The organism is Corynebacterium sp. (assembly GCF_022712275.1).
GTDB lineage: Bacteria > Actinomycetota > Actinomycetes > Mycobacteriales > Mycobacteriaceae > Corynebacterium.
The window spans coordinates 22,929-35,199 of sequence record NZ_JALAGU010000047.1; the positions used below are offsets into that span (position 1 = coordinate 22,929).

Sequence of the window (12,271 nt, forward strand, 5' to 3'; positions counted from 1 at the left end):
TATCCGCCACCGGCTCCAGACCGGACGTGGGCTCGGGCTGCTCCGGCTCGGGAAAGCGTTACCGGTTCTGGCGGGTAGTATTTTTCACGACCTGGGGAAATGTCGGATTATGGTACCGACGCCCGGTAACACTTATCCTCGTAGGGGACTTGAGTTGTGACGAGCAGACGGAAGAGGTCGGACCCCCCTCTGACAGGTGATTCACAGCACGGTTCCGCGTGCCTGACTACGCGAGCGCGTCCCGATAGGGGATAATCGTCGGCGAACAACTGTCTATCGGAAGCCGGCGTAGTACTTACATGAGCGCAACCAGCGACAACAGCATCACGAACGACACCTTCGACCCGCGGCGTCTCGCCCGGGTGATTCTGCCGAAGCGTGGTGAGCCGCGGGACGTCCGGTCCCTGTACATCGTGGAGAATGAGGCCGCCCCCGGGCGCGTGACGGCTCTGTCGCGTACCTCCGCCAGCATCCCGGCGGGTACCGAGGTCAGCTTCGAGTCCTACTTCAACGGGTTCCCGGCGTCCTACTGGCGTCGGTGGAGCCAGCTCGACGAGGTCCAGTTGCGTGTCGAGCTCACCGGCGACGCCCGCATCGACATCTACCGCTCCAAGATCGACGGTTCCCGCATCGCGGTGACAGGCGGTGTCGTCGAGACGGACGAGGACGGCCACGGTGTCGCCGAGTTCACCGTCTCCCTCGCCCCCTTCGAGGACGGCGGCTGGATCTGGTTCGACCTCACCTGTGAGTCGGAGACCACCGTCCACGCGGCCGGCTGGTACGCCACGGAGGACGCCGCGGAGCAGACTCTCGTCGCCGACGCGGTCGTCACCGACCCCGCCACCGGTGAGAAGGTCACCCGCCACGCCGGGGACACGATCCCCGCTCCGGAGCCCCGCGTCACCATCGGCATCCCGACCTTCAACCGCCCGACGGACGCCGTCGCCGCCCTCGAGGCCCTCTCCTCCGACCCGGTCGTCGATTCCGTGGTGGACGCGCTGATCATGCCCGACCAGGGCACGAAGCACCCGAAGGACGAGGAGGGCTTCGCCGAGGTCGAGGCCTTCTACGGTGACCGGCTGCGCATGCCGGTCCAGGGCAACCTCGGCGGCTCCGGCGGCTACTCCCGCATCATGTACGAGGCCCGCCACCCCGAGCGCGGCACCGACAGCCCCTTCATCCTCTACATGGACGATGACATCGCCATCGAGCCGGACAGCGTCCTGCGCTCCCTGGCCGCCGCCCGCTACGCGGCCAACCCGATGCTCGTCGGTGGCCAGATGCTCAACCTGCAGGAGCGCTCCCACCTGCACACCATGGGCGAGATCATCGACCGTGGCAGCTTCATGTGGACCGCCGCGCCGCACACCCACTACGACCACGACTTCTACAACCACCCGCTGCGTGACCGCGGTGAGTACGGCGAGAACGCCTCCGGTGAACAGATCGACTCCAAGGACCTGCACCGCCGTATCGACGCCGACTACAACGGCTGGTGGATGTGCATGATCCCGCGGGTCGTCGCCGACACGATCGGCCAGCCGCTGCCGCTGTTCATCAAGTGGGAGGACGGCGAGTACGGTCTGCGCGCCCGTGACCACGGCTTCCCGACCGCCTCCTGGCCGGGCATCGCCATCTGGCACATGGCCTGGTCCGACAAGGACGACGCCATCGACTGGCAGGCCTACTTCCACCTGCGCAACCGCCTCATCGTCGCCGCCCTGCAGCACGAGGGCAGCCCGAAGGGCATCGTGGCCTCCATGACCAAGGCGACCGCCAAGCACCTCATGTGCCTGGAGTACTCGACCGTGGCGATCCAGAACGAGGCGATGAAGGACTTCCTCGCCGGCCCGGACCAGCTCTTCGACATCCTGGAGACCGCGCTGCCGCGCATCAATGCGCTGCGCAAGAACTACCCGGACGCCGTGGTCGTCCCCTCCGCCCAGGCCCTGCCGAAGGCGGACGGCGGCCCCGCCGGTCTCACCGATATCCCGCTGAACCCGCTGAAGAAGATCACGACGCTGGCCAAGGTGGTACGCAACAACCTGCGTCCCGCTGATCCGCACCACCACGAGGTGCCACAGGTGAACCTGCCCCCGATCGAGGCACGCTGGTTCTCGCTCGGACGCATCGACGGTGCGACCGTGACCACCGCCGACGGCCGTGGCGTGGTCTACCGCAAGCGTGACCGGGACAAGGCGGTGGAGCTGGCGAAGGAGTCCGCTCGCCTGCAGAAGGAGGTCGCGGCCCGCTTCGACGAGATGCGGCAGCGTTACCGTGTCGCCCACACCGAGCTGACCAGCACCGAGGCCTGGGGCCGTATCTTCGAACCGGAGTCGGTCGTTGAGTAGTCGCGGCGGATGGCGGGGCGGAGCCTACGAAGCGGACCTGCTCGTCTCCCTGCAGGACGCCGTGGTGAAGAACCCGTCCGGCCACACGGTCCAGGCCGCCGCCCGGGGGCTCAGCCATTTCGGTGAGCACTCCCTGGGCTGGCTGGCGATCGCCACCGCCGGTGCCGTCGTCCACCGTGGTGACTCCGACGCGCGCACGGGTCGGGACGCCTGGATCGCGATGGGTGCTGCCGCGTTCACCGCACACGCGGCGTCCGTGGTGGTCAAGCGCATCGTGCGCCGTAAGCGTCCCCACGATCCCCGGATCGTCGTGGGTGTGGGGACGCCGAGCTCGCTGAGCTTCCCGTCCTCGCACGCCACCTCGACTGCGGCGGCACTCGTCGCCCTGTCCCGGATCTCCGGGTCGAAGGCACCGCTGGCCGGGATTCCGGTCATGATGGCGTCCCGCCTCGTGCTGGGCGTCCACTACCCGACCGATGTGTGCGCGGGGGTGGCGCTGGGCGTCGCGACCGAGCAGACTGTCCACCGGCTCGCCGCCCGATGTTCCGGCGGCGGCACCAGTAAGGAGAACGGCCGATGAGCCAGAACAACCAGAACCCCGACGGCGGGTTCATTGGTTCCGAACCGCACACCGCGGGTCTTGACGACGAGTCGGTGGCCACGTGGACCGAGGGACACACCGAGACTTCGCAGGACGGTGAAGGCAAGACCCCGAAGCCGCCGAAGAACCTGCTCGACGGCATGATCAAGGCGCTGCGCCCCAAGCAGTGGGTGAAGAACGTCCTCGTGGTCGCGGCCCCCGCCGCCGCCGGTGGGGACATGCTCTTCCACGGCGACGTCATCCGCGACATCGTCATCGCCTTCGTGGTGTTCTGCCTCGGTGCGTCCTCGATCTACCTCATCAACGACGCCCGTGACGTCGACGCCGACCGGGCGCACCCGACGAAGCGGTTCCGCCCGATCGCCGCCGGTGTGCTGCCGGTCAGCCTGGCCTACGTCATGGCCGTGGTGCTCATCGTCGCGTCGATCGGCCTGAGCTTCCTTGCGTCCAACGGTCCGGAGCTGGCGCTCGTCATCGCGATCTACATTGCGCTGCAGCTGGGCTACTGCTTCGGTTGGAAGCACCAGCCGGTGATCGACATCGCCCTGGTCTCCTCCGGATTCATGCTGCGCACGATGGCAGGTGGTGTTGCCGCGGACATCGAGCTGTCCCAGTGGTTCCTGCTCATCGCCGCCTTCGGTTCGCTGTTCATGGCGGCCGGCAAGCGCTACGCGGAGCTGAAGCTGGCGATGCGGTCCGGTGCGAAGATCCGTAAGTCACTGGAGAGCTACACCCCGACCTACCTTCGTTTCGTGTGGACGATGGCGGCCACGGCCGTGGTCGTGTTCTACGCGTTGTGGGGCTTCGACATGAGCCAGCAGCACCCGGGCCATGCCTCGGTCTGGTACCAGGTCTCGATGGTCCCGTTCACCGTCGCGATCCTGCGGTACGCCGCGGACGTCGACCGCGGTGAGGGCGGTGCCCCCGACGAGATCGCCCTGAGGGACCGGACGCTCCAGGCGCTGGCCCTGATCTGGGTCGTCACCATCGCCGTGGCGGTGTACGTGATTCCCGGGGTCAGTTGATCCCGCCCCGGCGACCGCCGTACCGGACACCGGGAAACTTTTGGCTCGGATTGTCACCGTTTGGTAACATCCCTGGCCGATGACGCGATAGGCTCCGTGACAGACGAGAGTTCCGTCCAGACCTGGGTTACACCCGCTGGTCCGGAGCCGACACCAGGAAGAGAGAATGATGACGACACGTACCGGTAAGCACAGGTCCGCCACCGGCTCGTTGGGGCGCAAGGTCGTGGCCCTGATCACCGCTGTGGCCGCTGCGCTGGGAATCGCCGCCGTCGCCACCCCGGCGGCCTCCGCCGACGACCGGGCGATCCTGGGACCGCGTTGCAGCTGGAGCAACTACAACTACTGGATCCAGAACTGCTGGTTCTATTCGAACGCCATGGGTCAGGATATTCAGGTCCAGATCAAGCGCTCCAACAGCGACGCCGCGGTCTACATGCTCGACGGTCTGCGTGCCCGTGACGACTGGAACGGCTGGACCTGGCAGGGCAGGATCGGCGACGTCTTCGAGAACGACGACGTGAACGTGGTCATGCCGGTCGGTGGTGCCTCGCAGTTCTACGCGGACTGGGTCGGCAACTTCGGTGGAAACACCACCCCGAAGAACCCGAAGTGGGAGACCTTCCTCACCCGCGAGCTGCCCGACCAGCTGCAGAGCGGCTTCGGAATCTCGAAGAACCGCAATGCGGTCGTCGGCCTGTCGATGGGGGCCACAGCGGCTCTGAACCTCGCCGGCCGTCACCGTGACCAGTTCAAGCAGGTCACTTCGCTCTCCGGTTACCTCAACACCACCTGGCCGGGCATGTACCTGGCCCTGCAGTTCGCGATGAACCAGGGTTCCCAGGGCGCGAACATCTGGGACATGTGGGGCAGCCCGGTTGACCCGGTCCGTTTCCAGAACGACCCGATGCTCAACGTCGCGTCGCTGCGCGGTATGCCGGTCTACCTGGCCTCCGGTGCCGGTATCCCGAACGGTGGGCAAGACATGACCAACTTCTTCAACGACCCGATCGGTGGAGTCTCCGGCATCCTGCTCGAACAGATGGCCGCAAGCCAGACTGTCCGCTACGAGCTCGCCGCGCGGGTCGCCGGTGCGAATGTCACCGCGAGTTACCCGCTGATCGGAGTCCACAACTGGACGCTGTGGAAGCCGGAGCTGCAGAAGGCGCGCAACTCCATCCTCGATGCGTTGAACGTCTGCTACCGCGGTGGCAAGCTCATCTGCTGACCTTGGGTCCGGGCGAGCTGTCCGGCCACCTGCACCCCGGGGCGGTTTCCTCTGTCAGGAAACCACCCCGGGGTGTTCCCGTTAGAATGTGCACATGACCTCACCCGTGGTGCCCGATTCCCGGCCCTCCCACAGAACGCGGCGCCCTCCCGTCGACCGGGGGCTACGTCCGCTACTGCGAGGCCGGCTCCACGAGAACTCGGCCTGGTACTTCGCCGGTACCGGCACCGCACTGGTGGTCACCGCGTTCAGCCTCCACGGCGCCGGCACATTGTCCTGGGTGACGCTGCTCTACGTCGCCTGCCTGGTGGGTCTGTTCACCGTCTCTGCGCTCTACCATCGCGCGCCGTGGCGCAGTGAGGCCACGGTGCAGGCGTGGCGACGCGCCGACCATTCGATGATCGCCGTGTTCATCGCCGGCACATACGGGCCGGTGGTGGTCTACAGTTTCGGCTCCTGGTCGGACGGTCTGTGGGTACTGCCGGTGTGCTGGGTCGCGGCGATCGCCGCCGTGGCGCTCAATATCTTCTGGATCGGCCATCCCCGCTGGGTCGATGTGGTGGTCTACCTGGTCCTCGGCTGGGTCGCGGTGCTGCGTCTTCCCGGCTTCGTGGACGTTCTGCCTGCGGTCGCCGGCATTCTCATCGTCGTCGGTGGTCTGGTCTACTCGGCCGGGGCGGTGGTCTACGGGCGCAAGAGTCCGAATCCCTCGGACCGGTGGTTCGGTTTCCACGAGGTCTTCCATGCGGCGACGGTCGTGGCGGCGGCGCTGCACCATGTGGCGATCTGGCTGCTCATCCTCGACTGAGTGCCGCGGAGCGCGCGCCGGGTCGGACGCGGGGGAGTGGGGTGGTAATACCCGGGGCACAGTATCCGTTGGTGTTCTGTGTGCGGGTTCTGGCGCCACGTCGGGTCTGTTACTCTGGACCCTAACCTTCAACTAAAACTTTAGACTTCTGGCGTGTCAGCACTGAGACGCCGGGGCAGGCGTCCATAATGGCTCCTGTCACACCCCCGGTTCACTCCGGCCTCCGCCGGTGAGTTCGGGCCCGTGCCGTCGACACTCCGAGTGGGAGGGGAACCCGCTCGGAGCGGACGCGGCAGGTGGCCCGCCGGCCCCTGATGTACGAGACCTGAAGAGGAAAGAACGGAACATGAAGCCATTCGCCGCGAAGAAGTCCCCCTGGGCCCGTGATACCCGTGGTATCCGTGGCGCGCGACGGGTGACCACTGCCGTGCTCGCCCTGCCGCTGTCCGTGGCCGTCGCCCTGCCGCTGGCCACCCCGGCCGCCGCCCAGGAGAACGCCCCGCAGCCCAACCCGTCGATCTTCGGCGACATCGTCGACCCCGATTCGGTCCCGGAGCGCATCCCGCAGTCCATCCAGGAGCAGGATCTTCCGGGGCTGCCCGACGGCGTCTCCGTGGAGAAGGTCGAGTGGCTCACCGACCGGTGGGCGAATGTCTACATCAACTCCGCCGCCATGCCCGGCGAGCCGGTGAAGGTCCAGATCCTGCTGGCCCGCGACTGGTACAACCAGCCGGACAAGACCTTCCCGTCCGTCTGGGCCCTCGACGGCATGCGCGCCCGCAACGACGAGTCCGGCTGGACGCTGTCCACCAACATCGCGCAGTACTACGCCGACAAGAACGTCAACGTCGTCATGCCTGTCGGCGGTGCCGGTTCCTTCTACACCGACTGGGACAAGGAGCAGAACGGCGTCAACTACAAGTGGGAGTCCTTCCTCATCAACGAGCTCCCTGCGGTGCTCCGCGAGGGCTGGCGCACCAACGAGCAGCGGGCACTGACCGGCCTGTCCATGTCCGGTACCGCCGCGGTGAACCTCGCCGCCCACAACCCGGGCATGTTCCAGTTCGTCGGCTCGTTCTCCGGCTACCTGGACACCACCTCCTTCGGCATGCCGATGGCCATCGACTACGCCGTCAACGACACGAGCGGCCTGTCCGCCACCAACATGTGGGGCCCCTACGGTTCCGCCCGCTGGAACGAGAACGACCCGAAGCAGCTGGTCGACAAGCTCAAGGACTCCACCGTCTACGTCTCTTCCGGCAACGGCAACGCCGGTGCCTATGACGTTGAGGGCCCGATTCCCGGATTCCCGGAGAACCCGGCTGCCTGGGGTCTTGAGGCGATGGCGAACCTGACCTCGCGCACCTTCGTCTCCGCCGCGAAGAAAGCCGGCGTCGAGGTCATCGAGAAGTTCCGCCCGTCCGGCACCCACGACTGGCCCTACTGGCAGTACGAGATGACCCAGGCCTGGCCGTACATGGCCAAGACCTTCGGTCTCTCCGACGAGGACACCGGCGCCACCTGTGCCCCGGTCGGTGACATCGCCAAGACCGCCGACAAGTACAGCAGCCAGCTAGGTACCTGCATCACCAACGAGTACGACGCCAAGGACGGCGGCAAGGTCCAGGACTTCCGCAACGGTCGTGTCTGGTGGAAGCCGTCCACCGGCGCCCACGCCACCTGGGGCCGGATCAGCGCCCGCTACTCCGAGATGGGCGGCGCGGACTCCTGGCTCGGCTACCCGACCTCCGAGGAGATCACGATCGCCAACGGTCGCGGCCGTTTCGTGAACTTCGAGAACGGGGCGATCTACTGGACCCCGGAGACCGGCGCTGTCCCCGTGAAGAAGGACATCATCGACTCCTGGGGCCAGACCAACTGGGAGAACGGCCCGCTCGGCTTCCCGACCGAGGCGGCAGTCGACATCGACGGCGGTCAGTGGCAGAAGTTCGAGAACGGCGTCATCCTCCGCAACAAGGACGGCAAGGTGAACTACGTCCAGGGCGTCATAGCGGCGAAGTACATCGCCGACGGCGGCCCGTCGCAGTCCGGTCTCGGCTTCCCGACCTCGGGTGAGAACAAGATCAACGGTGGTGCCTTCAGCGAGTTCGACAGCGGCAATATCTACTGGTCTGCCTCCACGGGTGCGCACAGCCTCTCCCGGGGCGACATCTTCAATGCCTGGGGCGAGGAAGACTACGAGCAGGGCAAGTTCGGCTACCCGACCTCCGACGAGACCGAGGAGAACGGCGTGCGGAAGGTCACCTTCCAGCACGGTGAGATCCGGATGGTCGACGGCAAGATCGAGAAGGACTACAAGGGCTGATGCTCATGCGTTTCCGTGCCACCCGTACCACCCGTGCACTGAGTGCCGGCGTCCTCGCGCTGGCCACCGCCGGGGCCCTCGCGGCCTGCGGTGACGACTCCTCCACCGCGGAGAGCGACGACTCGGCGTCCTCCGGCCCGTCGCAGGTCGTGCCGGCCAACCCGACCACCTCGGGTGAGGTCGTGACCACGACCCCGAACCCGCACTCGGACGGCGGTGACTCCGGTTCGGGCGACGCCCGGGACGGCGGCATCTCCGAGATCACCGAGCTGCCCGAGGCGTCCGCCGTGCGTGGCGAGGAGGACGACGCCTTCCTCGATGAGCTCAAGGGCAAGAACATCGACATCGGAGACCAGGTCCTGCAGGACCAGATGATCGCCGCCGCCCACGAGCAGTGCCTGGCGAACGAGGAGGGACGCGACAGCTTCGCCGTCCCGGCCATCGCCGGCCAGCTGCAGGCACTCGGCGAGACCGACGAGGACCCGGAGGTTGTGGCTGAGGCCATCAAGGCCGCCGCAGAGGCCAACTACTGCGGATGATCGGGATCTGATCAGCTGCCGACCAGGCGCTGGTCATTCCATGTTCAAGCGGGGTGGACGCCAGTTGTGACCGTCGGGGTCACCTGAAGCGTCCGTGAGGGGGGTGAACACGCTACGATCATCAGGAGAACCTGACACTTCCTGACCTAAGACGTCGCGGTGCCGTTGCCGCGGTCCCGGTTCTCTGCTCCCTGTCCCTGTGGGGTCTCAACGGCATCTACGGCAGCGGGTACTCCAGCGCCTGGCTACAGGAGAACCGTGGCGACATCCGGTCGACGTACGGCGACAAGAACATCATGCTGGTCCTGCCGGTCGGCGGCCAGGCGTCCTTCTACCCGGTCTTCCGGTGGGATCATCCGGCGGCAATGCAGCGCCTGTGCAGCACATCGGGTCGGTGACGGGTTTTTGACGCCGTGCTACTTTTACTTCCGTCACATCTGTCACAGCGTCGGCCTCCGTGCCGTTGCTGCTGTCGTTTCAGGAAGAGTTCCCCATGCGCCCCACCTCGCAGCAGTCCCGTCACCGCAAGTCTCGCCGTATCCCGAGATCCGTTCTCGCCCTGCCACTTGCTCTGGCACTCGCCGTGCCGGTGGCGGTTCCGTCTGCCGGCGCAGACGAGGAGCCGGCGGCAGTCGGCGATACTCGCGCTCAGACCCTGCAGGACGCTCCAGAGGCGCTCATGGACTCGCCTGATCAGATTCAGGACGAGGGTCGTGGTGTCCGCGCACCGGAGAACTCTCCGCTGGCCTTCATGGACCCGGGTGATGCCCCGGACCGTGGCATCATGCGAACCACGGTGCCGGACAACTCCGGCCTTCCCGACGGCACCTCCGTCGAGAAGGTCGAGTGGATCACCGAGCGGTGGGTGAAGCTCTACATCCATTCGTCGAACATGCCGGGCAGGACGATGCAGGTCCAGATTCACCTGGCCCGCGACTGGTACAAGGACCCGGAGCGGACCTTCCCGTCCCTCTGGCAGCTCGGCCCGCTGTACAGCCGTGAGGACGAATCCGCCTGGTCCTACTCGACTGATGCCGTGAGCTTCTACTCGGACAAGAACGTCAACGTCGTCATGCCGATCGGCGGCGGCGGAACCTTCTACTCCGACTGGGTCAACGACGTCGACGGTAAGCCCATCAAGTGGGAGAGCTTCCTCATGGACGAACTCATCCCGATTCTGAAGACCCAGTGGCGCACCAATGACAAGCGCGGCATCAACGGCCTGTCCATGGGCGGCACCAGTGCCGCCGTCCTCGCTGCCCGACACCCGGACAAGTTCAACTTCATGGCGTCCTTCTCCGGATACCTGGACACCACGTCCGTGGGCATGCCGCAGCTCTTCGGCATGATCGACAAGGAGGCCGGCTACGACGTCACCGACATGTGGGGGCCGTACTACAGCCGTCAGTGGCGTGAGCATGATCCGAAACTGCTGGTCCGCGGTATGAAGGGCATGGGTATCTACGTCGCCGCCGGTAACGGGTTCACCGGCGCCCACGACAATCCGGGCGTGTTGCCGTCGGTTCCCGCTGACCTGCGGTCGGCGACCATGGAGTCGATGGCACGTGTCACCTCGCAGAGCTTCGTCAACGCTGCCAAGGTCGCCGGCGTCGACGTGACGACCCGGTGGCGCCCGACAGGTACCCACATCTGGCCGTACTGGACCCACGAGATGAAGGAGTCCTGGCCGATGGCGGCCCGGTATCTCGGTCTCGGGGAAGAGGATGAGGCTGTGGAGTGCGAGTCCACCGGCAAGTTCGCTGAGGCGGTTGAGCGCTACCAGACCAACCAGAACAACTACGACCTCGGCGACTGCATCAGCGAGGTCTATGAAATCAAGGACGACGACGGCGAGGTCATCGGTGCCGCTCAGGACTACCGCAACGGTGTCCTGTACCTCAAGGGTGGCGAGGTCGATGACACGACCGCAGGTGCCGACGAGGCTGTCGCCACCTGGGGCCGGACCAGTGCGAAGTACCGTACCGAGGGTGGCCCGGCCGGCTGGCTGGGCTGGCCGGTCGAGCCCGACTCCCGGGGCAAGGGAGGCGGCGCCTGGGCGCAGTTCGAGGAGGGCTTCATCTACTGGTCCAATGTCCAGCAGGGCGCCGGCCCCGTCACCATGAAGATGGATGTCTACGACGAGTGGGCGAAGACGAACCACGAGTACGGTCCCTACGGCTACCCGGTGTCCGGGGAACGGGACATCACCGTCGACGGGAAGACCGGACAGATCCAGGACTTCGAGGACGGTGCTGCGGTCCGGTTGCCGGGAGACGACGAAACCTCCGGAGCCGTGCGTCTGCTGGCCGGCGGCATCGCCGAGCGCTTCGAGGACCTTCCCGCCGCCGACCGCGCCCGGCTCGGCTGGCCGACCAACTCGACCGGCACGATGTACGACAACGTCGGAAAGTTCAACGACTTCGACCACGGTGTCGTCTACTCCACGAGCTACGGTGACTACGTCCTGTATCACGGCCCGATCTTCAACCACTACAAGGGCCAGGGCTTCGAGGGCGGTGACCTGGGGAAGCTCGTCTCCGACGAGACGATCAACGCCGACGGTTCCCGCGTGGCGGAGTTCGAGGGCGGAACCGTGCGGGCGGACGCAGACGGCAAAATCACCACGGATGAGTCCAATTCTGCCGTCGAGAACAAGTACGACTCGCTGACCCGGGAGCAGAAGGAGGCTCTCGGTACCGCGGTCAACAACAATCCCTGGGACTCGGGGACGACCCCGGCCTCCCCACAGGGCACCTCCGGGCGCTACCAGAACTACGAGAACGGCGTCATCTACACCTCGCACCTTGGTACCTACGTCATCGTGCACGGTACCGTGTGGGACGCCTACTCCGCACAGGGCAATGAGTCCGGTCCGCTGGGCTTCATCACCGGTGACTACTTCGGGACCGGCACTGCGACCTTCGAGGGCGGCACGTTGACCGAGGAGGATGGCAAGGCCATCGAGACCGGCACCACTGCCGCCATCGACGCGAAGTTCGAGGGCCTCTCCGAGGAAGTCAGGGAGGCTCTCGGTGAAGCGGGGTCTTCGGGCACGACGCCCAAGTCTCCGCAGGGCACCTCCGGTCGGTACCGCAACTACGAGAACGGCGTGATCTACACCTCTGACCTCGGCACCTACGTGATCATGCACGGCAAGATCTGGGACTACTACGCCGCACGGGGCCACGAGTCCAGTGATCTCGGCTTCATCAAGGGCGACTACACCGGAATCGACGACGCCCCCGGGTCCGTGGAGTTCGAGGGCGGCACGCTGACTGTCAATGCAGCCGGGAACGTCACCCGCTCCTAGTTGCCCCGTTGCCGACACGGGAGGGGTGTCGGCATCGTGGGACGGCAGGATGGGACATCGGCCGGAGACCATCCTGCGGCCCC

General features: G+C 66.2%; 8 protein-coding genes. All 8 read left to right on the forward strand.

Going from position 1 to position 12,271, the window contains the following annotated elements; translation table 11 throughout:
• Positions 1 to 299: 299 nt before the first annotated feature.
• The gene (locus Q0A27_RS10900; protein ID WP_291475411.1) at positions 300 to 2,351 is read left to right on the forward strand and encodes a glycosyltransferase; all 2,052 of its coding nucleotides are present in this window, start codon (positions 300 to 302) and stop codon (positions 2,349 to 2,351) included.
• Between the two features lie 61 nt (positions 2,352 to 2,412).
• Complete coding sequence (locus Q0A27_RS10905; protein ID WP_291475511.1) at positions 2,413 to 2,931, forward strand: phosphatase PAP2 family protein; 519 nt, start codon at positions 2,413 to 2,415, stop codon at positions 2,929 to 2,931.
• Complete coding sequence (locus tag Q0A27_RS10910; RefSeq protein ID WP_291475413.1) at positions 2,928 to 3,977, forward strand: decaprenyl-phosphate phosphoribosyltransferase; 1,050 nt, start codon at positions 2,928 to 2,930, stop codon at positions 3,975 to 3,977. Before Q0A27_RS10905 ends, Q0A27_RS10910 begins: the two co-directional genes overlap by 4 nt.
• 166 nt (positions 3,978 to 4,143) lie before the next feature.
• On the forward strand, positions 4,144 to 5,205 hold the full coding sequence (locus Q0A27_RS10915) for an alpha/beta hydrolase (protein ID WP_367273322.1): 1,062 nt from the start codon (positions 4,144 to 4,146) through the stop codon (positions 5,203 to 5,205).
• A 94-nt stretch (positions 5,206 to 5,299) separates the two neighbouring features.
• Positions 5,300 to 6,013, forward strand: a complete 714-nt coding sequence (locus Q0A27_RS10920) for a hemolysin III family protein (RefSeq protein WP_291475415.1) — start codon at positions 5,300 to 5,302, stop codon at positions 6,011 to 6,013.
• Positions 6,014 to 6,359: 346 nt separating this feature from the next.
• Positions 6,360 to 8,339 (forward strand): alpha/beta hydrolase-fold protein, encoded by a 1,980-nt coding sequence (locus tag Q0A27_RS10925; RefSeq protein WP_291475417.1) that lies wholly within the window; start codon positions 6,360 to 6,362, stop codon positions 8,337 to 8,339.
• Positions 8,339 to 8,878 (forward strand): DUF732 domain-containing protein, encoded by a 540-nt coding sequence (locus Q0A27_RS10930; protein WP_291475419.1) that lies wholly within the window; start codon positions 8,339 to 8,341, stop codon positions 8,876 to 8,878. The genes Q0A27_RS10925 and Q0A27_RS10930 overlap by 1 nt, the downstream gene beginning before the upstream one ends.
• A gap of 493 nt (positions 8,879 to 9,371) precedes the next feature.
• Entirely contained in the window at positions 9,372 to 12,188 is a 2,817-nt protein-coding gene (locus Q0A27_RS10935; RefSeq protein WP_291475421.1) for an alpha/beta hydrolase-fold protein, read from the forward strand.
• Positions 12,189 to 12,271 lie beyond the last annotated feature (83 nt).